This is a genomic window from Aquaspirillum soli, assembly GCF_054781915.1.
Genome location: NZ_BAAGTM010000002.1, coordinates 156,850 through 182,539 on the forward strand (window position 1 = coordinate 156,850; position 25,690 = coordinate 182,539).

The following is a 25,690-nucleotide window of genomic DNA, read 5'->3' on the forward strand; positions in this document are numbered from 1 at the left end:
AGACCTAAACTAAACACATGGATACTTTTGGTGATCGCGTCCGCGCTAGACGCACAGAATTGGGAATGACTCAGGGGACGCTTGCGAAAGCAGTCGGGATGAAGTCCCAATCAGGAATTGGAAACATAGAAAGCGGTCGGAATGATGGTTCTCGATTCTTGCTTGAGCTAGCAAAAGCCTTAAAGGTTCGCCCTTTGTGGCTTCAATATGGACAAGGGGAAAAAGAAGCTCCTGTCGTAGAAACCATCAGCCAAGAGCAAGAAAATCCACCACCAAACCTTTGCATCATTTCATCATCAGAAGATGAAGAAAAAAGAATCATCGAAGCTTATCGCAACGCCCTTCCAGAAGAACAAGAAGTCATAAAGACAATACTGTTCAAAGAGGGGGCATCATCAGGGTGGTTGAGTCCGCTTATTGCTTTGAGTTTAACGGGAATCATCCAGCAAGCTAAAAGTTGGCTTGAAACGAAAGTAAATCAAAACGCCCGTTCTGCATAAGAGTGGCAATGTAACTTATGTTAGATGGAACTCCGAATCAACTCGTGAGACTACCTAACTGTCTTACAGATTTCTCAAACCTATTACTTATATCGTCATGGCTTAGTGCGTGCCTCTGTCTACTAGGTCATGACGACTCTGTGTCGGCACGTTTCACTTTCCGAAGTGCGGACAGCGATTGAGACTCAACAGCTGCACGAGTCTCTGATGCAGCACTGTGGTAACGAGACAGCAATTCCCTGTCTGCTGCAGAAAATCATAAGCAGCCTCAATTGCCCTAGCGATTTTTTCACCAAAAGATTTTCGGCCAGCAATGATGTCTTTGATTTGTCTATCCGGTTTTCCTGCTCGTCGCACAACAACGGCAAGCCTATGAGCATCAACTAGCACGGAAAAATTTTTGCGTCTGATTCTTCCTATAGGACTGACACTGTCTGTCTTCATACCTGCCCCCTGATCAATCGTTGTAGCCAGCGTTTCTAGCTTTTCACGTCCCACAGATAAACACCACTCAAAAAATTTTTAACACAAAAAATCACAAATGTGTTGACAAAGAAAATCACAAATGTGATTATTCGTCCAACAGCACAACGCGTGTTAAACACAAATTAACACGAAGCATTGATCTCTAACAATCTACAAAACGCCCGTGCACGGGGCGCTTGGAGGGCACCAAGTAAAAAACAGGGACGGGCGACGCAACAAAGCGGCGGTAGCTAAACTATCATTGCGCTCGGTAACACAGTGCAACAAACAATCTCATAGAGATGGTGCAACACTCGAAAGAGTGTCAGCACTAGCAGAGCTTGGCTTTTTTCAACTCATCCGAAAGATGTCGAAAATCAAACCATTGCTAGGCTCTGCCAGTGCTGATCATAAAAAATCACAACTAACTTTTCCATCTGGCCACTCGAAAGGGTGCGTGGATGCAAGCGGGAACCAGATACCGATCTTGCCCCCTGTCATGCGGTGTAATCACAGGCTGCTCGCCAAGGACATGACGCAGAGCCGACCAGCCGCCGTAAGCGGCTACCAACACGCAGCAGCATTGCCGCAGTGCTGCGCCGTGTTGAGAAAGCACTCGGAGGCCGAAAGGCAAATGGGCAGGCGAGGCCAAAAGCCAAGCAATCAAGAGGCTCCGTCGCTACTGACAATTACCCCGTATGGGGCGAAGTCCCGAGAAGCAGGTAGCGATTTTGGTGCAGATCAACATGACCCCCGTAAAAGCGGGGGTCACCAACACTAGGGCCAGTAGCAGGTTCATCCTGTCTGGTGTGCCAAGCGGTAGCTCAATTTTTCTCCTCTCACTCAACAGACCGGCCTCGTGCTGGTCTTTTTTTTGGTCAAATTTCAGTCAAATGGGGTTTTTAATTGGTTTTTGAATGATAAAAAACTAGAAAGGGAACCATGTGAAATTAAAAAACGTCATCGGAGCCGCAATTTTCGCGGCTCTCTTTTTTGGTACCAGCGTGGCGGCCGAAAAAGTCGCCACCGCACTAAACACCGCTTTTGCAAAGGGGCAAAACAATGATAACCGGAACTGAAAGCGTAACAATCAAAGCAACGTGCCTCGGCCCACAAACCTACACCGTCGAATGGTGTGTTGACGATGACGAAGTCGGCATCCATTCCGTCAACGGCATTGACTGCGACTTGCTTAGTGCGTCTTTTATCGATGCACTAACTGTTCAGCTCGTTAAGGACTGGAAAGAAAGAAACCTCGAATCTTTGGCAGAAAATGCGGCCGACGAAATGCTGTTACTGGAACTTGTGTGACTACCAGTGCATGCCCTTACTGAGGGCATGAACGGGTTGTTACAACAGGAGAAAAACATGGCAAAAAAAGCCATCAGAAACCGAGTAGAACAGCGTTTACATGCAGCAGAAATCTCATCTTGGAAAAAAGGCAGCGCAATTGTGCAGCAGCCAGACCCCAAAAAGCAGCATGTCAGACTGCAAATCCAATACCTAAAAGAGCTGCGCGAAGCAGCCATCTAACCCAACCCGCCACTGGCGGGTTTTTTATTTCAAGGAGTCGAAATGACAGCAACTTCTCGAGAAGAATGGCTCGCACTGCGTCGCCAAGGTATTGGTGGCAGTGATGTGGCGGCAATTTTGGGGCTCTCGAAATTCAAAACACAGCAAGAACTGTGGATGGAAAAAACAGGGAGACTGGTACAGCAACAAAGTGCCGACGCCGAAGAGCGGATGCACTGGGGAAACACACTTGAGGACGTGGTTGCAAAACACTACGCACAGCAAAGCGGGAAAAAGGTGCAGCGTATCAACCAAATCCTCCACCATCCAGAGTGCCATATCGCAATGGCAAACCTAGATCGCGTCGTCCTGGAGGATGGCAAGCGGGGGCGATGGGATCCGGCGGTGGGCAAAGTGCTGGGGGCGGAAAAAGTGCTTGAGGTCAAAACTGCGCACGCATTAGCGGCGCGTGGTGATGGGTGGGGGGAGCCAGGCACAGACGAAGTGCCAGAATCCTACTGGCTGCAGTGCATGTGGTATATGGGCATCACAAAACTCCCCACGGCAGACCTTGCCGTGCTTTTTGGTGGGCAAAAGTTTGTGACGTACACAATCGAATACCAGCCGGACGTTTTCGAGCCGCTACTGGAAAAGGTGGATCAGTGGTGGAAAAAGTATGTGGTAGCAGACACCCCGCCACCCCCGAGAAGCGAGGCAGATGCGCTATGGCGATGGCCGTCTAGCAGTAGCGGCAAGTCAATCATTGTCGATTACCAAGTCTCTGATGCTGTCGAACGTCTCGTGCAAATCAAGCAAGAAATTAAAGTGCTTGAGTATCAAGAAGCTGAACTGAGGGACGTGATTTGTGCGGCATTCGAAGATGCCGAGGTAATCACTTTTATGGGCGAAAAGATTGCAACCTGGAAGAGCAACAAGCCAGCTTTGGCAGTGGACAGCAAAGCGGCGCTGGCCGAACTGGCCGAGAAATTCGGCGCCGAAGCGGTACAAGCCGTGGTTGAAAAACATACCAAAACCAAAGCAGGCGCACGAGTGTTGCGTCTGTGCGCATAATCAAGGAGTTTTAGCATGAGCAATATCACAACCCAACAAAAAGGCGGCTTTTCGCTGTCGCCGCAAAGTCTCGATGAGGCGATTCGCTTTGCCGACATGCTCTCAAAGAGCAGCATGGTGCCGAAAGATTACCAGGGCAATCCGGCAAACTGCATCATTGCGATGCAGTGGGGGATGGAGATCGGCTTGCAGCCGCTGCAGGCCATGCAAAATATTGCCGTCATCAATGGTCGTCCCAGCATCTGGGGTGACGCCATGCTGGCCATCGTGCGCGGTTCTGGCCTATTGGAGTACATCAAGGAGGATCCCACACCAGACGGGTGCGTTTGCAGGGTGAAGCGCAAAGGAGAAGATGAGGCGGTGCGGGAGTTTACAACTGAAGATGCAAAACGGGCCGGACTGCTTGGTAAGCAAGGCCCTTGGCAACAAAACCCAAAACGCATGATGCAGATGCGCGCCCGTGCCTTTGCTTTGCGTGACGTCTTCCCCGACGTGCTGCGCGGGGTGCATGTCGCAGAAATCGCCCATGACGAGCCGCCAGAGAAAGACATCACAGCGGAAAGCCAAGAGACATCCACGCCATTGCCCCCAAAGAAAGGCCGCGCAAATAACGTGCGCGCAGCTCTCGCCAAGATAGAGACAGTGTCGCTAGAAGATGCGCTGAAAAAGATTGAGGAGGCTCAGAATCAGGAAGAACTAACCGCAGTAGGTGAGAACGTATGTCCCAAGTTGGCGCCAGATGATCGCCCCACAGCAAGAGCAGCATTCAAACGGCGCCAAAAGCAGCTTAATGATGTTGTTGGAAACGACATGCCATCACAAACACTAGAAAAACCCGAATCGCTCGACAACTTGGCAGCCGAAATCTCTTACGCTACCAACAACGAGCAAATCGAACAGGTCTTAGCTCGTGGTCGTGCAGCACTAACACCAGAAAATCAGCAACTGCTAGAAAAAGTAGCGGAAGACTTCCGATTCACAGATACAGAAGCGTAAGTTTTAACAGACTTACAAACCACTAAATCAAACACAAAGCCCGCAATCAGCGGGCTTTATGTTTTTGGTTATTCTGATTCTGAAAAAATAATTTAAGAATTAAGGCAATCACAAATGAGTCATACAAAAGAACCGTGGGTACTGTGCCAACAAGATGGTGACAATAAGGCCTTCACTATTTTTGCCGAGTGCCAGCTAAAGGATGGTCGGATTGGGCCTGAGGAGTGGGGCTGCCATATTGCGGAGGTTGGGTTGGCTTCAGGCAATTTTGAAGCCAATGCACGCCGCATCGTGGCATGTGTAAATTCATGTGTTGGTATCAGCACCGAAAACCTCGAAGATAACAAACCAATCATCGAGCTTGCGAATGATTACAACGCGGTGCTAAAGCAGCGGAACGAACTGCGGACGGCGCTCGAAGAGGCAATCGAATACCTAGAGGCGCTCGAAGAGGTGATTGAAAGCCTTGAGTTGCGCGCGGAATGCGGCGAGTTAGGGGTGAATCTGCTGCCACGACTGAAAGCGGTCATCGCCAGCGTGAAAGGTGGTGAATCACCAAACCACAACGACGGCTGGATTTCCGTGCTAGACCGACTGCCAGAGCGATTCCTTCAAGTCCTTGTAACCGTAGAAGAAGATGGCGAGCGGTTTGTGGAAATCGATGCCTACCAAGTTAATGATTGGTGCTCGCCTAGCAACGGCAGAAAAGTCACCCACTGGAGGCCGCTACTAGAACCAGCGGCTGAGCAGAAAGGCGGTGCAGTATGACGCTGGTTGAAAGGGTCTGCTGGTGTGGCAAAAAGTTCATGGCCAAGCCTGCTGATGTGCGGCGAGGATGGGCAAAGGCGTGCTGCAAGAGTCATGCCGCTCATGTCAGGGAGAAGAGACTGGACCGGCATGGATACCGCCTCAGCGAAAACGGTAGCGCCCAAGACTTGGACGCAGGTGACTGGGAGGGCAGCGGATGGGACGCTCATAAGGATTCGTTTTAACGCAGGCAAAAAATAGCAAAGCAATTTAACCAACCCCGCCAAGCGCGGGGATTTTTTTTGGAAAAAATAATGTGCAAAGAATTACTACAAAAAATCCGCGTTAAAAAGGGCCATCACGCTGGCCGATTAGGTGTCATCGTTGACCAATACCCAACCGGACACCTATTCGCCAGCCTAGCCCCTCTTAACAGCAAAACAATCAGTGCAACAGAGATTCTTACCCAATCAATTGCGGGAGTCCTACTCGAACCTGGGGAATTCGACCATGCAACAGTATGAGGTAAAAATCCAAAAACATTGCCCAATCGCAAACCGCGTCCGCTACATCACCAAAACCATATTTGCCGAAACATCAGCGGATGCCAGCAAGCAGGCACTTGCGATGCCTGAAACCTCAGGAGATGTCAGCATCACCGTTCAACCCACAAAAAGGAAAATCCATGCTTACAAGTGACGATGAAATCATCTGGCGGACAGACTTCACCAAAAAAATGGGAGTCACAACAAACACAGTACGCCGCTGGATCAGAGATGGCAAAGTACCACCTCCGGACATTGACTTAAGCCTCAAAATCCAAGGCTGGCGTACTTCGACGCTGCACAAAGCGGGTATCAATATTCCACCGTGCCGTGCATAAATCCAACCAATCCGCGTGCGCCTGCAACATCTCGCGGCGCACGTCCAAATATCTTGCTCGATTATAAACAGCACGAGTCTTATTCGTTGGCGTGTGAGCAAGCTGCATCTCAATTGCATCGGGATTGTAGCCTTGCTCATTCGCCCACGTACTGCCGACGGACCGCCAGCCGTGGCCAGTCATGACCCCACCAAAACCAATGCGACGAATCAAATACAAAACCGCATTCTCCGACATCGGACGTGTGATCGTGTGCTCATTCGGCCACACATAAACACTACCACGACACCTCATCTTCATGTGCCGCAAGATCTCAACTGCCTGTTTAGGCAACGGCACAATATGATCCCGTGCCCGTTTCATCTTTCCCGCTGGTATCAACCAGATACCCTCATCCAAATCTATCTCATCCCAACGCATCATCCGCAGCTCATTAGTGCGTACCCACGTATAAGCCAACATCCGGCAAGCCAACACACTCTGCAAAGTCGGTGTTTCAAGAGACAAACGCTGCATAAAGGCAGGGACATCACTTAACTCAAGTGCGGCAAAACTCCGGCTCTTTGCTTTACCAAATGCTTTGCGCGGGTCAATCATCGCTGCAGGGTTAGACTCCATCAATCCCTGTTCGGCCGCCCAATCAAAAACCTGCCCTGCCCACATCCTCACCCGACGTACATACACAAACAGGCCAGCCTCATTCATCCTGTTCAGCTCTGCCATCAAATCCTGACGTGAGATCGATCCAACATCCTTTTCGCACAACGCCCGTAAATGCATCTCAAGCCCTCTAAGCGCATTTGTCTTATAACCATCAGACACATCATGCCGCCCATCCCAATATCGTGTGTAAGCCTCCCGAAAAGTTACCACCTTCTTCGGTGCCGCTTGTCGAGCGGCCATAGGATCGATCCCATTAGCGATCATAGCCTTGACAGAGTCTCGGTGTTGTCGAGCAAGAGAGAGAGAAATTTCTGGATAAGAACCAAAGCTGATAGTTTTTGGCTTGTTGTTAAAACGATACGCCATGCGCCAAATTTTGCTCCCTGTTTTTGAGATAAACAGGAACAAACCACCCCCATCAAAGACCTTCTGATCTTTATCGGCCGATGGTCTGAAAGCCTTGCAGCGAGCGTCTGTCAGCGATTTTGTAGGCATCCTACACCCCCGTTTTTTAAGATGCCTACAAAAATGCCTACAACTGTGCTGAGTGCCTCTGTTGCGCACGGTTGTAGATTGTTGTCCTTGTAGGCAAAAAAAAACAGCAAAGCCATGATTTTACAGGGTTTGCTGTTGTGGTGTGTTGCTTACTTCACGCCTTCGTTGAGGCTGAGTGGCGGAAGTGGTGAGATTCGAACTCACGGAGGGCGTAAACCCTCGACGGTTTTCAAGACCGTTGCATTAAACCGCTCTGCCACACTTCCGCTAAAGAGATGCGCATCATACGAGATTTTCAGCGTGTTGTCTAGACTGCAACAACATTTCCTCGGCGTGTTGCAACGTGGCAGCGGTAATGTGTTCACCGCCTAGCATTCGCGCAATTTCCTGTGTCCGTTCCGCATGGTTTAACACATGAATTCGGCTAAATGTGGCGGCCTGATCGGTGTGTTTACTCACTTGCCAATGCTGTGCACCGCAGGCGGCCACCTGTGGCAAATGCGTCACACATAACACTTGATAATGCTGTCCCAACTGGCGCAGTTTCTTACCGACAATTTCTGCCACTCGCCCACCAATGCCAACATCCACTTCATCAAAAATCAATGTTGGGACAGCGGCGAGACGACTGGTCACCACTTGTAGTGCCAAGCTGATGCGAGATAATTCCCCCCCCGATGCAACTTTGGCCAACGGTCGCAAACTCATGCCAGCATTGGCAGATACCAGATATTCCACTTGTTCCAAACCATACGCGGTTGGGCTGGCACAGGCGGAGAGTTCGATAGCGAAACGGGCGCCACCCATCGCTAAGCTTTGCATTTCGGTTTCAACGCGTGCGGCTAACTGCTGGGCGGCTTGTTGCCGCAGACGCGATAACTGTTCTGCAATTTCTTGATAGGCTTTTTCGAGTCTTGCTTCCTCTTCACGCAGGGCCTCCGGTTGGGCTCGTTGTTCTAAGGCAGCGCGAGCGAGTTGCAGACGTTGTTCAACGGCAGGCAGTTCTTCTGGTCGGGTGCGATATTTCCGTGCCATGTCATGCAGCTTTTCGATACGACGCTCTAAACGCTGTAGCTCTGACGGGTCTTGTTCTACTTCGTCAACATAAGCTCGCAAGGCATACACCGCTTCTTGTAATTCTGCTTCTGCTGATGCTAACAATGACAGCGTATCATGGATACGGGTATCAAAATGGGCCAAGCGGCCTAGTCGGGTTTGCACCTGTGCCAACCGATCAAGGCTATTGTGTTCGCCCTCGGCGAGGGTATAACGAGCATGTTCGGCACTTTCTAATAACTCGGCTGCATGGGCAAGGCGGCTGTGTTGTTGCGACAATTGCTCCCATTCGCCTTCTTGCAAGGTCAATTCAGCCAGCTCTTGCAACTGCCACTCTAAACGCTCCCGCTCTGACTCATAATCGGCTGCATGCTGTTCGGCTTCAAGGCGTTGTGCCTTGGTGTGTTGCCATTGTTGCCACACGTTTTTTAAATGGGCGGCGGTATCCAGTGCGCCGGCGTAAGCATCGAGTAATTGTCGCTGGATATCGTTTTTTAATAGTCCTTGGTGGGCGTGTTGGCCGTGAATTTCGACTAATAAACTGCCTGCCGCTTTGAGCTGGGCTAAGGTGACGGCTTGGCCATTGATAAAGCTTTTTGAGCGGCCTGACGCATCGATAACCCGCCGCAACAATAATTCGCTTTCTTCATTCTCTAACGCCTGTTCTTTGAGCCATTGTTGCAGCTCCTCTATTCCATGAATATCAAACCGTGCGGCTAATTCAGCGCGGGGTGCGCCGTGGCGGACTAAATTGCCCTCGCCGCGCCCGCCCAATAACAGGCCAAGTGCATCGAGTAAAATCGATTTACCCGCGCCGGTTTCCCCTGTTAAGACTGTGAATCCACGGTCGAATTCCAATTCCAGTTGATCGACAATAACAAAGTGACGAATAGAAAGATTGAGTAGCATGGCTTCAGCAAACAGAAAAACGATGGAAAAGTTATAACAGGCGTTCGCCCCAATGTAGCTTGTGCCGCAGCATATCGTAGTAGTTGTAATCCAGCGGATGTAAAAAACGCATGGTGTTAGGGTAACGCTGGATCACGACTTGATCGAGGTCTTGCAGTGTATGGTGTTCTTGACCATCAAAATGTACCCGCGCATCTTGGGTTCGCGTCATGATAACAGTGACTACACTTTGATCGTTAATGGCAATGGGTCGATTTGATAGAGACTGTGGACAGATTGGCACCAAAGCAATCGCGGGCACTGTGGGGTGGAGAATGGGCCCACCGGCAGCTAAAGAATAGGCTGTCGATCCCGTCGGTGTGGTTACAATCAACCCGTCTGAGCGTTGGCTATAGACAAATTGCTGATCGACAAACACCTCAAACTCTATCATGGCACCGGTCGCCCCTCGGCTAAACACCACATCATTTAAGGCAAGGCTGTGTGCAATCTGTTGTCCCTCGCGCACAATGGTACAGGACAATAACATCCGTTCTTCTGGACAGTGTTCGCCGCGTAAGATGGCACTGACAGTGGTTTGCATTTCATGCAGGGGAATGTCAGTCATAAATCCTAAACGCCCCTGATTGACGCCGATCAGCGGGACTTTATGGGGGGCCAGATGGCGTGCGACCGAGAGCATTGTGCCATCGCCTCCCAACACCACCGCCACATCAATGCAGTTTCCCAGTTGTGCCCGTTCTACTTGCGGGTAGGCGCTGGCAGCAAGTAGGGGGTCTTGTTGAGTATCACGGTCGATAATGACGCGCAAACCTTGCTGGTCTAAGTGTGCCGCAAGTTGCAGAAGAGATTGCGCTACTTCTGGTCGGCTGTGTCGAGCAATCAGACCAATCGTAGAGAAAAGACGGTTCATAAAAGTATCGTGCGCCTATGTAAAACATCGGTTCTAGGGCGGCAGGATAAGGCTGCCGCCGATTTCATAGAACCTCCGCGAGGAAACCCCTGACTTGAGTCAGGGGAGGAATTGCGCTATCGTCAGTACGTCGCCCGTATCCCTCTCGTGGCATGGCGGCAAAGCCGAATAACGGGGGATTGCACAAACTGCCGTTTGTGCAACCGGCCTTGTAAATGTCCGGAATGTGGCGGGTTTTCCTGACCATAAAGCTTCTGTCTTTAGACGGGAGTTGATTTACTTTGTCTTAGGCAAGATCAAGCGCATGGCCATAGGTGCGGATCAGCTGGGCAAGCGAATGGCATTCTAGTTTGTCAAATAAGCTGGCGCGGTGTGACTCAATGGTGCGTGAAGAAACTTGTAACACCGAAGCAATTTGCTTACTCGAAGCGCCTTGCATCACTTGTTTAAAGACTTCGCGCTCACGCGGCGACAGCCGCGATAATTTAGTTTCGACTTCTTGATGGGCGGCTTCTTGGCGATGTTTTTCGATGCTGCGTTGCAGCGCGGTATCAATCGCTTTGAGCAAGGCACGTTCATCAATCGGTTTTGTTAAGAAATCCACTGCCCCATTTTTGAAGGCCACCGCACATTGTTCAACATCACCATGCCCAGTAATAAAGATGATAGGCAAATCGGCATTGGCCAACTGTAAAATTTTTTGGACATCTAACCCAGAAAACAAAGGCATCCGTAAGTCTAAGATCACGCAAGCAATTTGGTGATCGTGGTGCTGGTTGTAGGTGGATAAGAACACTTCGGGAGAATCGTAGGCAATCACTTCAAGGCCGTTGGAACGCAACAACATCGACAGCGAATCTAACACCGCCGGATCATCATCGACCAAATAGACAATTGGCTGTTGCGCTTGGCTAGGGGTTGGGGTGTGGGGTGTGGTGTCCATAGTCGTTTTGATTCATAGAGGCAATAGGAAGCGACAAGATAAAGTTTGCGCCGCCATGTGGCAAGTTTTGTGCTTTTAAGCTGCCCCCAAACGATTGAGCGATAGTCTGACAAATCGTCAATCCCAAGCCCATCCCACTCGCTTTATTGGTAAAAAACGGTTGAAATAATTTCTCAAAATCGCCTTTGGCAATCCCTTTGCCGTTATCCGCGATAGAAAGACGCACCATACCGCTGTCGCTGCTGGTGTGGAGGGTGAGTTCGCCGAGATGTCCCATAAATTCAACCGCATCCATGCCATTGCGTAATAGATTGAGTGCAATTTGTTCTAACTGAATCGAGTCGGCCATCACAAGCGGTAAATCGGGCGCTAAGTGACATTGCACTTTCACGTGTTTTCTTTGTAATTCATGGTCAGCCAATTCTAAAACATCGCCGACGACTTGATTGATTGAGATGGCTTGGATATTGACTGGGCGGCGTGTGATAAATTGTCGCAGACGATGAATAATGCTGCCGGCGCGTTGTGCTTGGTTGGCAATTGCCTGCATCGCCCGTTGTAACTGATTAAATTCAATGTCTTCTTCCGGTTCATCTAACAACCGCAAACAGGCTTGGCTATAGCTCAAGATGGCAGAAAGCGGTTGGTTAATCTCATGGGCGATCCCTGAGGCCATCTCACCCATCGTATGCAGACGACCGACGTGGGCCAGTTGCACTTCATGTTCACGAATGCGCTGTTCGCTGGCGGCGAGGGCTTCCATCGCACGTTGCCGTACTGGGCCAATGTTGCGGAACGTGAGCACGCCACCCCGCACCCGTCTTTCATTAGAAAACAGCGGTGAAATCATCCCTTCCACATGCAATAGGGTATGGCCTTGCCGTTGTAGCCGCGCATTTTCGCCGAACTCAATTGCCTTTGCCTCTTGTAGGCAATAGGCAAATAAATTATCTGGCAAGGCGCCGGATTGGGTGCGGACAGTAAACAGCTCTTGTAGCGGTTTGCCTAATGCATTGCCTTCGTCAAGTTGTAACAACTGACATGCAATTGGATTGATATATTCAACTTGTTGTTGACGATTAAAGGTGATGACGCCATCACCGATGGCTTCTAGTGTGACCTTTGCTAATTCGCGTTGGCGGCGGAGTGAGGCTTCGGCTTGTTGTTGCTGGCGCTGTGTGCGCTGTTTTTGCAAAATCCCACGCATTAAAAAGAAACACGCCGCCCAAACCACTGCCCAGCCAAATAATAGATAGGTCCACTGTGCATGTTGCCAGCGCGTTTGCCATGCAATATCCAGCACAAATGGCTGACTTTCACTGGGAAGCCCCAAAGTTTTTTGAAAACGAGGTAACCAAATGCTGCTGTGATCGTTGGCTTTAGATTGATACAGTGGGTGTACCATCGATTCTTTGCCGTCCGTATGCCGCATGGTGAGGGTAACCCCCAAATTGGATTTATGCGTACTGGCATCGATCAATTTTTGGCTATCGACCAACAAAACCACAATCGCTTGTTCCGCCCCTTGCATCGGATGGATGATGTTATCGGTACGGATGGCCTGCATCAGCATATAAGAATAGCGCCCTTGAATCGACACAAACCCCCCTGAGGCGACGGCATTGGGGTGGCGTAAGGCGCGGGCAACGGTGCGTTGCAAGATCGGATGTTGCAGTAAATCTAAGCCGATAATAAACGGATATTGTTTTTCGGGCGGCTCACGAAACACGATAGGCGCATACAGGGCACGGTCGGGAGCGATGCGCCAAGGCTGTGCTTCACCAAAATGAAATTCGCGGATATGAAACGGTTGTTGGTACAAAATCGACCACGACATTTCAAACTGTGGCCGCAGGTGGTAGGGCACCGGTGAGATAAATTCAAACGACTGTAGCTGTGGGTGTGGTTTCAAAAGATGGGCGGCGTATTGCCGAATGTCCTCTAAATCGATTACCCGCAAACTCTCGAACAAGCCAACAATGCTATTGAGTACATGCTCATTTTGGCGCAGTTGGGTTTCGATATGGCTGGCAATCAGCTCACTTTCTTTATCAAACCGATCTTCCCACTCGCGCCATTGCCAATAACCATAGACAGCTCCCACCAATAAGCCACCGACTAACCAACTCAAAAACGCTACCATTCGCCACCGTGATGGCAAACGATAGAGGATTAAAATCATACGGCGTAGTTTACGTCGCATGATCTTCATGAAAGAGAGGTTTGTCATGCGGTGATGATGACATCAGCAATCCTCGCTCGGCAAGAGGGTTTCTAATAATTTTTTGTCATTGCCCATCGTCATTTGATAACGAGTGATACGCCCGTTATCCATTGCTAAATAGCCGCCTTTATTGCCATACCAATCTGGAATCACCCAACGTGATAACAGCCGCGAGCCGATGTGATGACGATGATGGCGCGGGCGGTGGGTGTGGCCGTGGATGAGATAGTCTGCTGCTTGCTGGTGCCAGCTGTGTTCAAGGGCTGCGGTGTTGACGTCCATAATCTGGGCGGTGCTGTCTTGCTTATGGCGTTGGCTACGCTGGCGCAGTTTTTCTGCCAGTTGTTGGCGGAAAGACAACGGTAGACGCCGCAACAAGGCCAATCGCCACGGCTGTCGAATTTTTTGTCGATAGCGTTGATAGGCGACATCATCGGTACACCAAATATCACCGTGGGACACCATCACGCGATGGTGTTGACACTGAATCACGCTGGGATCTTCTAGCAAGGTGGCACCGGTTAACTCGCTAAACCGTTGCCCGAGTAGAAAATCGCGATTACCACGCATGATAAACAGAGGGGTGTTATAGGCGAACTTCCCCATTTCAGCAATTAACTGACAATTTAAAGGGGTTAAGTCGTCATCACCAATCCAGTATTCAAACAGGTCTCCCAAGATATACAGCGCGGCACACTGCCCACGATGGCGCTGTAAAAAGGCCGTGAATAAGGCATTTAGGGCCGGAGTATCCGGCCCTAAATGGAGATCTGCGATAAACAGCGTACGCACGAGGCGTTATTGCGCTGCTGGCGCGTCGGCGATCAATTCAGCTTTTTCAATGATCACATTTTCCACTGGTACATCTTGGTGCATCCCTTTGCGCGAGGTTTTCACCGATTTGATGCTATCCACCACGTCGCGACCTTCTACCACTTCGCCAAACACACAATAACCCCACCCTTGCGACGATTCGTTTTTGAAGTCTAAGAATTCATTGTCAACGACATTGATAAAGAATTGGGCGGTAGCCGAGTGAGGGGCATTGGTGCGAGCCATCGCAATGGTATAAGCCTTGTTTTTCAGGCCATTGTTGGCTTCGTTTGCAATCGGTTCGCGGGTGGGTTTTTGCAACATCCCTGCTTCAAAACCACCGCCTTGGATCATAAAGCCATTGATAACACGATGAAAAACGGTACCATCGTAGTGGCCATCTTTCACATATTGTTCAAAATTAGCGACGGTAGCAGGGGCTTTATCTGCAAACAGTTGCAAGGTGATGACACCAAAATTAGTAGTCAGACGAATCATTATCGGTATTCCTATCAAAAAAAGTCATCAAAAACAGATTATTCGCTTTTGAGAATCTGGGCTTGTTCAATCACTACAGGGTTGACTGGCACGTCGGCGTGCATCCCTTTTTGGCCGGTTTTGACCTTGGCAATGCGGTTGACTATGTCCATACCTTTGGTGACTCGGCCAAACACCGCATAACCATAGCCTTGCACATTAGGGGCCCGATGATTCAGAAAATCGTTCCCCGCTACATTGATAAAAAATTGTGCGGTGGCGGAGTGAGGGTCTTGGGTGCGGGCCATCGCAAGGGTGCCGGGCTCATTTTTTAAGCCATTGGCTGCTTCATTAGCAATGGGGGCGCGGGTGGGTTTTTCACGGAATTGCGCATCAAAGCCCCCCCCTTGAATCATAAAGCCGTCAATCACACGGTGGAACAAAGTTCCGTTGTAGTGCCCCTCTTTAACATATTGTAAAAAGTTGGCGACGGTTTTCGGAGCACGCGCTGAATCAAGTTCAACTTGGATAGTGCCCTGATTGGTTTTGAATTCGACTGTGGGGGCAGAAAACGCCATGCTGCTACAGCAAATGCCGAGGGCGAACAGAAAACGACGCATTGTGGACTCAGCCTTAAGGTTATACTTGCGCGCTGGATGTTATCACAGCCTTTGAGCAAAATTCGCAAATGTCGTCACCGATTACCTACACTTTACTGTTGTTATTAGCCTCGAATGTCTTTATGACTTTCGCTTGGTATGGCCATCTAAAAAATTTATCCACTTCGCCTTGGTATATTGCTGCCTTTGCAAGTTGGGGGATTGCTTTGTTTGAATACCTGTTGCAAGTCCCTGCCAATCGCATTGGTTTCACTGTCCTGAGCCTAGCCCAACTAAAAATCATCCAAGAAGTCATGACCCTGTTGGTGTTTATCCCCTTCTCAATTTTTTATATGAATCAGCCATTTAAGTGGGATTTTGTTTGGGCTGGGTTGTGTATGTTGGGGGCAGTGTATTTTATGTTCCGGTCTTGAAAAGAAAACCAACTCATCTGACCGTATGACATCTTGCTGTTTGTCTCTGTTTTAACAGTATTTATTTGTTCTACTCTTTTGGTATATTGAGGTCAAAAGAATGGCAATGTATGATGTTGAGATTTTGAAAAATCTTTGACATCAAAAATGAAACCATTTTTTGCACATTCTGGTTCTGACAAAAATAAAACAGACTGGCAGCTTCTCCATGAGCATCTGCAATCTGTCGGTCAACTGGCTGCCGAACGTGCCGCCCCCTTTGGCGGTCAGCAGTTGGCGCAGATTGCCGGCCTATTGCACGACATCGGCAAGTACACTGACGAATTCCAAGACTATATTAATCGCAGCCTGATTCGCGTCGATCATTCCACCCGTGGCGCGATGCTGGCGGTTGAGCGTTATGGCCCGGTGGTAGGGCGCTTGCTGGCCTATGGCATTGCCGGCCACCACGCTGGTCTGGCCAACGGCCGCGACCTCGGTAAGCGCAGCACGTTGGAAGAGCGGCTCAAGGGGAAGGGTTTGCCGGTGCTGGTGGATCAGTGGCAGCAGGAAATCCAGTTGCCGGAACGCCTGCAACTGCCCCCCATCACCGGGCGTAGGGAGCGCGTCGCTTTCCAGCAGGCCTTTCTGGCCCGCATGCTGTTTTCCTGTCTGGTCGATGCTGATTTTCTCGATACCGAAGCCTTCTACAACCGCATCGAACACCGCTCATCACTGCGTTCCCACCAACCGCCGGCGCTGACCGAACTACGTGCGGCGCTGGACGATTATCTAGCAGGCTTTCGCGCTGATTCTTCAGTCAACCGCATTCGTGCTGACATTCTCGCCCATGTACGCCAGCAGGCAGAATGTCCACCGGGGCTGTTTTCACTGACGGTGCCGACCGGCGGCGGCAAAACGCTGGCTTCGTTGGCCTTCGCGCTGGACCATGCCATCCGTCACGGCTTGCGCCGCATCATCTACGTGATTCCTTTCACTAGCATCGTTGAACAGAACGCCGCTGTATTCCAGCAGGCGCTGGGCCAATTCGGCGAACAGGCGGTGTTGGAACATCACAGCGCCTTCAATGACGACCGTAGCAAAGACCGGCAGGCGCGCGACAAGCTGCGGCTGGCGATGGAAAACTGGGATTTTCCGATCATCGTTACCACGGCGGTACAGTTCTTTGAGAGCTTGTTCGCCGACCGGCCATCACGTTGCCGCAAGCTGCATAACATTGCCGGCAGTGTGATTATCCTCGACGAAGCGCAGACCTTGCCGCTGAAACTGCTACGTCCCTGCATGACTGTCATTGACGAACTGGCGCTTAACTACCGCTGCAGCCCCGTGCTTTGCACCGCAACCCAACCTGCGTTGCAGGCACCGCAATTTAAGGGTGGACTGCAAGGGGTGCGTGAATTAGCACCGAATCCCCCTCAACTGTTCCAGCAGCTGGCGCGGGTGCAGATTCGGCAGGTGGGCATCCTCAGCGATGAGGCGTTGCAGCAGCAGATGGCGGCGCGTGAACAGGTGCTGTGTATCGTCAACAACCGCCGTCATGCCCGTGCGCTGTACGAGTCAATAGCTGGTTTGGACGGTGCGCGCCATTTGACCACCCTGATGTGCGCTCGTCACCGCAGCGAGGTGCTGGCCGAAGTGCGTCAGCGCCTGCGTGATGGCTTGCCGTGTCGGTTGGTCGCCACTTCGCTGATTGAGGCTGGAGTGGATGTGGATTTTCCTTGCGTGCTACGCGCCGAAGCTGGGCTGGATTCGATTGCCCAAGCCGCAGGGCGCTGCAACCGCGAGGGGAAACGGGCACTGGAGGCTAGCGAGGTGTTGGTGTTCCAAACCGAAAACCCAGATTGGAAGGCTCCGCAAGAGCTACAGCAGTTCGCTCAGGCCGCCCGCGAGGTGCTCCGCAACACCAGCGGCGATCCGTTGGCACCCGAGGCTATCACCCGCTATTTTCAGCAACTGTATTGGCAGAAGGGTGAACGCGAACTGGATAAAGCTGACTTGCTGGCGCAGATCGAAAACCAGCGGCTGGAGGGGATTCCGTTTGAGATGCTGGCCGATAAATTCCGCATGATTGATAGCGTACAGTGTCCGGTGATTATTCCATTTGATGAGATGGCAAACGCCGTCCTAAAGGATATTAGATCTCCTAAAGACGGAGGTGAACTGCCCTTAGTGCTAGCGCGGCAGTTGCAGTCCTATATCGTGCAGTTACCTCGTCAGGGCTATGAAGCCTTACTGAAAGTCGGTGCTATTCAGCCGGTGGCACCCGAGCGTTATGGTGAGCAGTTTATGGTTTTGGATAATCTTGATATTTATCATAATCAATGTGGGTTGAGTTGGGATAATCCAACATTTAAGTGCGATGAAAGCACATGTTGGTGAGGACTCGATGCTAATCAAAAAAAGGAGGGTTCATGGCCTATGGAATTCGCTTGAAAGTTTGGGGTGAGCGTGCTTGCTTCACTCGGCCAGAAATGAAGGTGGAGCGTGTCTCCTACGATGTCATCACGCCCTCGGCAGCGCGCGGCATTCTTGAAGCTATCCACTGGAAACCGGCGATTCGCTGGGTGGTGGATCGTATTCATGTGCTCAAGCCGATCCGCTTTGAATCTATCCGCCGTAATGAAGTGGGCGGTAAGTTATCAGCGGCCAGTGTCAGTAAGGCCATAAAAGCTGGCCGCACAGATGGGTTGATCTCCCTAGCGGATGAAGATCGCCAGCAGCGCGCAGCGACTGTATTGCGCGATGTCGCCTATGTGATTGAAGCCCATTTCGAACTGACCGCTAAAGCCGATGTTGGCGATTCGGAAGGCAAGCACTTGGATATTTTCAATCGTCGTGCGCGCAAGGGGCAGTATTTCCACGCGCCTTGTCTGGGGGTGCGCGAGTTTCCCGCCAATTTCGAGCTGATCGAGCCAGATGCTCCACTGCCGGCAGTACATGCCGATCTTTTGGGCGAGCGTGAGCTAGGTTGGATGTTGCACGACATCGACTTCGCCCACGACATGACGCCGCGCTTTTTTCGTGCTGTGATGCGCGATGGGGTGATCGAGGTGCCTGCTTGGGATAGCGAGGAGATCAAAGCATGATTCTTCAAGCACTCAATGACTATTACCAGCGTTTGCGGACGCAGGATGTTGGGGTTGCTTTACCGGGCTACAGTCAGGAGGGTATCAGTTACGCGCTGGTGCTGTCGGTAGAGGGACAGTTGGTCGATGTGGTTGACCTTCGTGAGCAGACAGGCAAGAAGTGTTTTGCCTGCAAGATGCCGGTTCCGGCTTCCTTCAAACGCCCGGGCACCACGCCGAAGTCGTTTACGTTCTGGGACAAGACCAGCTACGTTCTGGGGGTCGCTGATGCCAAGTTGAGCAAGGAAGACAAAGTCAGCGGAAAGTCGCCAGTTGATATAAGGCTTGGGGAACATGCGGCATTTAAGGATCATCATCAGAAGTTGCTGGCTGATGCGGATGATCCCAGCCTGCAGGCGCTGCTGAAGTTTCTTGCGCAATGGACACCCGATCAGTTCCAGCCGCCACGGTTCAATGCCGAGATGCTCGACAGCAATCTGGTGTTCCGCCTTGATGGTCAAATGCAATACCTACACGACACACCAGCAGCACAAGCAATCTGGAGCCGTTTGCAGGCCGGTGCGGATAGCAAGGAAGGTATGTGTCTAGTCACTGGACAGCGTCAACCGCTGGCACGACTACATCCGGCGATCAAAGGTGTGAACGGCGCACAAAGCTCTGGGGCCTCTATCGTCTCTTTCAACTTAGAGTCGTTCAGCTCCTATGGCAAAGCGCAGGGCGACAACGCGCCAGTGTCTGAACAGGCCGCATTTGCTTATACCACAGTGCTTAACCACCTGCTGCGCCGCGACGAAAGCAACCGTCAGCGCTTGCAAATTGGTGATGCCAGCGTGGTGTTTTGGGCCGAGGCCGCCAATACCGCACAGGCTGAGGCAGCAGAAATTTTTTTCGGGGAAGCGTTTAATCCGCCGGATGATGCTTCTGAAACCAACAATCTGCGCCGAGCGTTGGATATGGTAGCCAAAGGATATGCTTTGCGCGAGCTGAGCCCAGATTTGAACGATGATACTCGGCTGTATGTGCTGGGCCTGTCCCCCAATGCTTCGCGGCTGTCGATCCGTTTTTGGGAAACCGGCAGCCTACATAGCTTCGCCCTACGGTTAGCTGAGCACTTCCAAGATCTGGCGCTGCAGCCACAGCCTTGGAAGACCGAACCGGCCATGTGGCGCTTGCTACATGCTACGGCGCCCAGTCGCGATGGCAAGAGCAAAGCGGAAGATATTCCACCGCAACTGGCTGGCGAGCTGACCCGTGCCATTCTGACCGGCAGCCGGTATCCGCGTAGCTTACTCAATACCATCATCATGCGCTTGCGTGCCGACGGCGATATTTCCTGCACACGGGTCGTACTCTGTAAAGCCGTTTTGGCGCGTGATTTGCGCCTTGGTGTCAAAGGTATTAACGAGGAGATCCCTATGAGTCTTGATAAAGAAGCCAGCAACCCGGGCTACCGGCTGGGCCGGTTGTTTGCGGTGCTGGAAAGTGCTCAACATCATGCGTTAGGCGGTAAGGTGAACGCTACCATCCGTGATCGTTATTACGGAGCGGCTTCCGCCACCCCTGCGACCGTGTTCCCGATGTTGCTGCGTAATACGCAGAATCACCTGTCCAAGGTGCGTAAGGAAAAGCCGGGGCTGGCGGTTACGTTGGAGAAGGAAATCAGCGAGATCATCGACGGCCTGCCGCCACAGTTCCCGCGTAGCCTGCGGCTGGAAGATCAGGGCCGTTTTGCCATTGGCTATTACCACCAGTCTCAAGCCCGTTTCGGCCACAGCAAGGACGAAGACGCCGACACCACCGAATCCACCGAGCAAGGAGCAGCAGAATGAGCGCCATCGCTAACCGTTATGAATTTGTTTATCTATTTGATGTGACCAATGGCAACCCAAATGGTGACCCAGATGCCGGCAATATGCCGCGTCTCGACCCAGAAACCAACCAAGGTTTGGTGACGGATGTTTGTCTGAAACGCAAGATTCGTAATTATGTGGCGTTGGAAAAGTCTGATGCCGAGGGCAAGCCAGAACAGGGCTATGTCATCTATATGCAAGAAAAGTCGGTGCTGAACAACCAGCACAAACAAGCCTATGCCGCGCTTGGTATCGAGCCGGAGCCTAAGAAGCTACCTAAAAACGAGGCCAAGGCCCACGAACTGACTCGCTGGATGTGTGCCAACTTTTTCGATGTGCGCGCCTTCGGTGCGGTGATGACCACTGAGGTTAACGCCGGACAGGTGCGCGGCCCGATTCAACTGGCTTTCGCCACCTCGATTGATCCGGTTATCCCGTTGGAGGTGTCGATTACTCGCATGGCAGTCACCAATGAGAAAGATCTCGAAAAAGAACGCACGATGGGCCGCAAGCATATTATTCCTTATGGCTTGTACCGCGCCCACGGTTTCATCTCTGCCAAGCTGGCCGAGCGTACTGGTTTTTCCGAGGGTGATCTCGAATTGCTGTGGCGTGCACTAATCAATATGTTCGAGCACGACCGCTCGGCTGCGCGTGGCGAGATGGCGGCGCGCAAACTGATCGTGTTCAAGCATGACCACCCGATGGGCAATGCACCAGCGCACAAGCTGTTCGATCTGGTGAAAGTGCAGCGTGTTGAAGGTGAAGCCGATACACCAGCACGCAGCTTTGCTGATTATGAAGTCAGTATCGACCGTGATGGCTTGCCGACGGGCGTTACGATTGAGGAAGTCTTGTAAGGCGGAGGCGGGCATGGAAGACGATGACCTAATCCCGCTGTCCGCCCTTCAGCATTATTTGTACTGTCCGCGCCAGTGCGCGCTGATCCATGTTGAACAGCAGTGGGAGGAAAACCGGCAGACCGCCGAAGGCCGCCTACTGCACCAGCGTGCCGATCAGCCTCAGACCGAGCTGCGTCATGGAATACGCACTGCAACCGCCATGCCATTGGCGAGCCGTGCGTTGGGCATCAGCGGCATTGCCGATGTGGTCGAGTTCCACGGTGAACGGCCCTTCCCTGTTGAGTACAAACGTGGCAGGCCGAAGGCGCATCGTGCTGATGAGGTCCAACTGTGCGCGCAGGCGTTGTGTCTGGAGGAGATGCTGGGACGGACTGTGCCTGAAGGGGCATTGTTTTATGGACAAACCCACCGCCGCAAAGCGGTTACCTTTGATTCTGCCCTACGCAGTCTGACCCTTGACACCATCACCGCCACCCGCAATCTGCTGGACGGGCAGGATACCCCTGTGGCGCAATACCAGCCTAAACGTTGTGACGCTTGCTCATTGATCGAGCTGTGCCAGCCGCGTTTGCTGGGGCGCAAACAGACCGTCGGCCAGTGGCTGCGGCAACAACTCAAGGATTGAATCATGCGCCGGCAACTCAACACCCTGTACGTGTCATCAGAAGGGGCTTGGTTACGGAAGGATGGTGCCAACATCGTCATGGAAATTGACGGTGAGATTCGCGGCCGGATTCCGGTGCACATGCTCGAAAGTCTAGTGTGTATCGGTCGGGTATTGGTATCGCCGCCGCTGCTGGGCTACTGCGCCGAACAAGGCATCTGCATCAGTTATCTAACGCCCAACGGTAAGTTTCTCGCTCGCGTCGAAGGGCCGGTATCTGGCAACGTGCTGTTGCGCCGCGAGCAGTACCGGCGCAGCGACAATCCAGCTAGCTGTGCCGCCATCGTCGCTAATTTTCTGGTCGGTAAGGTGTATAACCAGCGTGCTGTGATCGGGCGTGCTCTGCGCGATCATGGTGACAAGTTGGCGCAAGAGGCACGTACGGCACTGGAAATCACTCACAAGCGATTGGCACAGATTGCTGACCGTTTGCTGTTCGAACAAGAAGTGAATGTGCTACGTGGACTGGAAGGTGAAGCGGCGAATGCCTATTTCGAAGTATTTGACCATCTAATCCGTGTGCCAGATCCTGCCTTACGTTTCAAGGGACGCAGCCGCCGACCGCCGCTTGATCCTGTCAATGCCTTGCTGTCATTTCTTTACACGCTGCTAACCCACGATTGCCGTTCAGCACTGGAAACCGTTGGCCTTGACCCTGCTGTCGGCTATCTGCACCGTGATCGACCCGGACGGCCAAGCCTTGCTTTAGATTTGGTCGAAGAATTCCGCCCTGTTTTAGCCGACCGACTGGCACTGTCATTGATCAATCGCAAGCAACTGACTGCCCATGACTTTCAGTTTATGGACAACGGTGCCGTACTGTTGCGCGATGAGGCGCGTAAGACCGTGCTGATCGCCTATCAGGAACGCAAGCGCGAAACGCTGCGCCATGGGTTTCTGGAGGAAGCGGCACCGCTCGGTCTATTCATGTTTATTCAGGCACAGTTGCTGGCGCGGCATCTGCGCGGTGATTTGGATGCCTACCCACCTTTCATTTGGAAGTGAGCGCCGCCCATGATGGTTTTAGTGAGTTATGACGTGAGTACCGAAGGCGACGGCGCCCGCCGCCTACGCCGTGTTGCCCGTGCTTGTCTCGATTATGGCCAACGTGCCCAATATTCAGTGTTCGAGATCGAGGTTGATCCGGCGCAGTGGGCGATGCTCAAAAATCGGCTGTGTGGGCTGATCGACCCAGAAGTGGACAGTTTGCGTTTCTATTTTTTGGGGAAAAATTGGCAAGATCGCGTTGAGCATATTGGGGCTAAACCTGTGCTTGATCTGAATGGGCCGCTGATTCTCTAAATTGCGAACCCCAAGCGACCGAATAAACCCTGAGCGATTCGCAGATTGATAGTGCTTTGAATTTCAATGCTTATTTTTAACAGTATGGGGGAGGAGGGGGCAGTTAGTGATGTTTATAAAACAGATTCGCAAAAACACGTCTGTTTTCTTTTGGGAATGAATACGTTATAAGCGAACAGTCGCGCCCCACGCGGGCGCGTGGATTGAAACATTCATTTGCGTAAACCCTTAGATCAATTTCGACTGTCGCGCCCCACGCGGGCGCGTGGATTGAAACCGTAAATAGCTAATACCGCTTGTCGCCCCCGAGAACACGTCGCGCCCCACGCGGGCGCGTGGATTGAAACATCACGTAATGGCGGAAAGAGTCGAAGAAACCTTGTCGCGCCCCACGCGGGCGCGTGGATTGAAACTTCACGTGAAATGGCCGCCTTGGGCGCTGTTTTGGGTCGCGCCCCACGCGGGCGCGTGGATTGAAACGCGATGATTCGTACCGCGCTGAGATCATCGCATTTGTCGCGCCCCACGCGGGCGCGTGGATTGAAACTTGTCACCAAAGAGAGAGCCTAACCCCCCACCAAGCGTCGCGCCCCACGCGGGCGCGTGGATTGAAACATAATCGCGAACCGACACAAAATCACCATCATACTGTCGCGCCCCACGCGGGCGCGTGGATTGAAACATCGCGCCCTGAGATACCGACTCAGGCACAGGTACGTGTCGCGCCCCACGCGGGCGCGTGGATTGAAACCACTGCTGCTGTATCTCTTTTTGCATCGCAATGGTCGCGCCCCACGCGGGCGCGTGGATTGAAACGTCCAGCTTGTCCAGCACGCCACCCGAGGCATACTGTCGCGCCCCACGCGGGCGCGTGGATTGAAACACGGCGGGTCATCAGGAACTTGACCATGCCGACGGTCGCGCCCCACGCGGGCGCGTGGATTGAAACCAAGCAAAATGCGCCATGTGGTGTTGTCCGCTTTCGTCGCGCCCCACGCGGGCGCGTGGATTGAAACTACTTTGTCAGATACAAGAGAGCCATAAATGTAAAAGTCGCGCCCCACGCGGGCGCGTGGATTGAAACTGCGTCTTCTTCGCGGAAAGTGTCTTGCAGTTTAGCGTCGCGCCCCACGCGGGCGCGTGGATTGAAACATGGTCATGGAGCCAAAACCAAGAGAGATTAGCGCGTCGCGCCCCACGCGGGCGCGTGGATTGAAACATTTAGCACCAAATCCACGTTTGGCGGACTTATTGGTCGCGCCCCACGCGGGCGCGTGGATTGAAACCCTCTAATGCATCCCAAACGGGGGGGGCTTGGGTGTCACGCCCACACAGGTGTGTTGATTGCAATACGCAAAAACAAGGGATTAGGAAGGGGTGGGCGGGGGTATCTGTTCGTCCAGATACTTTTGCACTTCCTCTTCTATTCCCAATGCCCACCAATAAGGCGCAAAGCTTTTCTCTACAGCCCTTGTCACCAGCTTAATAAAATCGCCATAGTCGTCAGTACAATGCGCTTTATCCAAGGCTTGATAATAATCCAAACGCTGTTCCACCTTGATCACCGTTGCAGGAAAACCTGCTTTCATCAGCTCAAGATTCATCAATAAGCGCGATGTGCGACCATTGCCATCGACAAAAGGGTGAATTTTTACAAATTCACCATGCACACGCGCAGCGCGTTCGATCGGGTGCAATACCTGAGCCTCATGATTGCACCAGTGGATAAATGCGGCCATCTGCTCCTGCACCTGCAAGGCATGGGGTGGGCGGTGTTCTGCGCCAGAGATCAAGACATTCACTTGTCGGTAGCATCCAGCATGGTGGCTGTCGATATTTTTCAATACCAACTGATGCAGGGCTTTAATTGTCCATTCGTTCAGGGTTTGCTGCTGGCCGACCAGTTCCTCGACAAAAAGGATGGCATCACGGTGATTGATGGCCTCAAAGTGTTCGCGTAGGGTTTTGCCACCGATGGTAATCCCTTCCAACGCCACCTTAGTTTCCTTGAGAGTGAGCGTGTTCCCTTCAATCGCATTGCTGTGATAAGTCCATTGCAACACCAGATTGTCGTGTAGGTTGTTCACCACTTGCGTATTCAGTGGGCGGTAGGTGTCTAGCTTTGCTTTCAGCAGATCGGCTTTGAAAAAATCATTCATCATTTTTTCGATGAGTCCTGTCATCGCATGACTCCTTGTCTGAATTGGGGGAATCTTACACTGAAC

General features: G+C 51.9%; 24 protein-coding genes, 1 tRNA gene and 1 CRISPR repeat array. Of the genes, 15 read left to right on the plus strand and 10 right to left on the minus strand.

The window, feature by feature from the left end; all coding sequences use genetic code 11:
• Positions 1-17 precede the first annotated feature (17 nt).
• The 7 genes from ACYVJG_RS02770 to ACYVJG_RS02800 all read left to right on the plus strand — a co-directional run bounded on the left by ACYVJG_RS02770 (position 18) and on the right by ACYVJG_RS02800 (position 5,990).
• Complete coding sequence (locus tag ACYVJG_RS02770) at positions 18-500, plus strand: helix-turn-helix domain-containing protein (RefSeq protein ID WP_460429669.1); 483 nt, start codon at positions 18-20, stop codon at positions 498-500.
• A gap of 1,527 nt (positions 501-2,027) precedes the next feature.
• Positions 2,028-2,276, plus strand: a complete 249-nt coding sequence (locus ACYVJG_RS02775) for a hypothetical protein (protein ID WP_460429670.1) — start codon at positions 2,028-2,030, stop codon at positions 2,274-2,276.
• Between the two features lie 57 nt (positions 2,277-2,333).
• Positions 2,334-2,498, plus strand: coding sequence for a hypothetical protein (locus tag ACYVJG_RS02780; RefSeq protein WP_460429671.1), 165 nt, complete (start codon positions 2,334-2,336; stop codon positions 2,496-2,498).
• A 42-nt stretch (positions 2,499-2,540) separates the two neighbouring features.
• Positions 2,541-3,548, plus strand: coding sequence for a YqaJ viral recombinase family nuclease (locus tag ACYVJG_RS02785; RefSeq protein ID WP_460429672.1), 1,008 nt, complete (start codon positions 2,541-2,543; stop codon positions 3,546-3,548).
• A gap of 15 nt (positions 3,549-3,563) precedes the next feature.
• Entirely contained in the window at positions 3,564-4,544 is a 981-nt protein-coding gene (locus ACYVJG_RS02790) for a recombinase RecT (RefSeq protein WP_460429673.1), read from the plus strand.
• Positions 4,545-4,658: 114 nt separating this feature from the next.
• Positions 4,659-5,312 (plus strand): DUF551 domain-containing protein, encoded by a 654-nt coding sequence (locus ACYVJG_RS02795; protein WP_460429674.1) that lies wholly within the window; start codon positions 4,659-4,661, stop codon positions 5,310-5,312.
• Positions 5,313-5,801: 489 nt separating this feature from the next.
• Positions 5,802-5,990, plus strand: coding sequence for a hypothetical protein (locus ACYVJG_RS02800; protein ID WP_460429675.1), 189 nt, complete (start codon positions 5,802-5,804; stop codon positions 5,988-5,990).
• A gap of 106 nt (positions 5,991-6,096) precedes the next feature.
• Here the strand turns inward: ACYVJG_RS02800 and ACYVJG_RS02805 are convergent, their stop codons facing one another.
• The 9 genes from ACYVJG_RS02805 to ACYVJG_RS02845 form a co-directional block, all read right to left on the minus strand.
• Complete coding sequence (locus ACYVJG_RS02805; protein WP_460429676.1) at positions 6,097-7,332, minus strand: tyrosine-type recombinase/integrase; 1,236 nt, start codon at positions 7,330-7,332, stop codon at positions 6,097-6,099.
• A 176-nt stretch (positions 7,333-7,508) separates the two neighbouring features.
• Positions 7,509-7,598, minus strand: a tRNA-Ser gene (locus ACYVJG_RS02810).
• A gap of 16 nt (positions 7,599-7,614) precedes the next feature.
• On the minus strand, positions 7,615-9,297 hold the full coding sequence (recN, locus tag ACYVJG_RS02815) for a DNA repair protein RecN (protein ID WP_460429677.1): 1,683 nt from the start codon (positions 9,295-9,297) through the stop codon (positions 7,615-7,617).
• 31 nt (positions 9,298-9,328) lie between these two features.
• Positions 9,329-10,210 carry an NAD kinase gene (locus ACYVJG_RS02820; protein ID WP_460429678.1) on the minus strand — a complete coding sequence of 294 codons (882 nt, stop codon included), beginning with the start codon at positions 10,208-10,210 and terminating at the stop codon, positions 9,329-9,331.
• Between the two features lie 286 nt (positions 10,211-10,496).
• A complete protein-coding gene (locus ACYVJG_RS02825; RefSeq protein WP_460429679.1) occupies positions 10,497-11,153 on the minus strand; it encodes a response regulator transcription factor in 657 nt (218 codons plus the stop codon).
• The gene (locus ACYVJG_RS02830; protein ID WP_460429680.1) at positions 11,122-13,356 is read right to left on the minus strand and encodes an ATP-binding protein; all 2,235 of its coding nucleotides are present in this window, start codon (positions 13,354-13,356) and stop codon (positions 11,122-11,124) included. Before ACYVJG_RS02830 ends, ACYVJG_RS02825 begins: the two co-directional genes overlap by 32 nt.
• Before the next feature lie 42 nt (positions 13,357-13,398).
• Entirely contained in the window at positions 13,399-14,169 is a 771-nt protein-coding gene (locus tag ACYVJG_RS02835; RefSeq protein ID WP_460429681.1) for a UDP-2,3-diacylglucosamine diphosphatase, read from the minus strand.
• Positions 14,170-14,175: 6 nt separating this feature from the next.
• Positions 14,176-14,688, minus strand: a complete 513-nt coding sequence (locus ACYVJG_RS02840; RefSeq protein WP_460429682.1) for a peptidylprolyl isomerase — start codon at positions 14,686-14,688, stop codon at positions 14,176-14,178.
• A 38-nt stretch (positions 14,689-14,726) separates the two neighbouring features.
• Positions 14,727-15,287 (minus strand): peptidylprolyl isomerase, encoded by a 561-nt coding sequence (locus ACYVJG_RS02845; protein ID WP_022654260.1) that lies wholly within the window; start codon positions 15,285-15,287, stop codon positions 14,727-14,729.
• 68 nt (positions 15,288-15,355) lie between these two features.
• Here ACYVJG_RS02845 and ACYVJG_RS02850 point away from each other — a divergent pair, with 68 nt between their 5' ends.
• The 8 genes from ACYVJG_RS02850 to cas2 all read left to right on the plus strand — a co-directional run bounded on the left by ACYVJG_RS02850 (position 15,356) and on the right by cas2 (position 23,465).
• The gene (locus ACYVJG_RS02850; protein WP_022654261.1) at positions 15,356-15,700 is read left to right on the plus strand and encodes a DMT family protein; all 345 of its coding nucleotides are present in this window, start codon (positions 15,356-15,358) and stop codon (positions 15,698-15,700) included.
• Between the two features lie 147 nt (positions 15,701-15,847).
• The gene (locus tag ACYVJG_RS02855) at positions 15,848-18,079 is read left to right on the plus strand and encodes a CRISPR-associated endonuclease Cas3'' (RefSeq protein ID WP_460429683.1); all 2,232 of its coding nucleotides are present in this window, start codon (positions 15,848-15,850) and stop codon (positions 18,077-18,079) included.
• A 32-nt stretch (positions 18,080-18,111) separates the two neighbouring features.
• Positions 18,112-18,786 carry a type I-C CRISPR-associated protein Cas5c gene (cas5c, locus tag ACYVJG_RS02860; protein WP_460429684.1) on the plus strand — a complete coding sequence of 225 codons (675 nt, stop codon included), beginning with the start codon at positions 18,112-18,114 and terminating at the stop codon, positions 18,784-18,786.
• A complete protein-coding gene (cas8c, locus tag ACYVJG_RS02865) occupies positions 18,783-20,615 on the plus strand; it encodes a type I-C CRISPR-associated protein Cas8c/Csd1 (protein ID WP_460429685.1) in 1,833 nt (610 codons plus the stop codon). The genes cas5c and cas8c overlap by 4 nt, the downstream gene beginning before the upstream one ends.
• Positions 20,612-21,496 carry a type I-C CRISPR-associated protein Cas7/Csd2 gene (cas7c, locus tag ACYVJG_RS02870; RefSeq protein ID WP_460429686.1) on the plus strand — a complete coding sequence of 295 codons (885 nt, stop codon included), beginning with the start codon at positions 20,612-20,614 and terminating at the stop codon, positions 21,494-21,496. Before cas8c ends, cas7c begins: the two co-directional genes overlap by 4 nt.
• Complete coding sequence (gene cas4 / locus ACYVJG_RS02875; protein WP_460429687.1) at positions 21,480-22,124, plus strand: CRISPR-associated protein Cas4; 645 nt, start codon at positions 21,480-21,482, stop codon at positions 22,122-22,124. Before cas7c ends, cas4 begins: the two co-directional genes overlap by 17 nt.
• 3 nt (positions 22,125-22,127) lie before the next feature.
• Positions 22,128-23,168 (plus strand): type I-C CRISPR-associated endonuclease Cas1c, encoded by a 1,041-nt coding sequence (gene cas1c, locus ACYVJG_RS02880; protein ID WP_460429688.1) that lies wholly within the window; start codon positions 22,128-22,130, stop codon positions 23,166-23,168.
• A 9-nt stretch (positions 23,169-23,177) separates the two neighbouring features.
• On the plus strand, positions 23,178-23,465 hold the full coding sequence (cas2, locus tag ACYVJG_RS02885; protein ID WP_460429689.1) for a CRISPR-associated endonuclease Cas2: 288 nt from the start codon (positions 23,178-23,180) through the stop codon (positions 23,463-23,465).
• 178 nt (positions 23,466-23,643) lie between these two features.
• A CRISPR array of direct repeats spans positions 23,644-24,751; the repeat unit is 32 nt; unit sequence GTCGCGCCCCACGCGGGCGCGTGGATTGAAAC.
• Between the two features lie 81 nt (positions 24,752-24,832).
• On the opposite strand, the gene ACYVJG_RS02890 is transcribed toward cas2, so the two are convergent.
• Complete coding sequence (locus tag ACYVJG_RS02890; RefSeq protein WP_460429690.1) at positions 24,833-25,648, minus strand: Fic family protein; 816 nt, start codon at positions 25,646-25,648, stop codon at positions 24,833-24,835.
• Positions 25,649-25,690 lie beyond the last annotated feature (42 nt).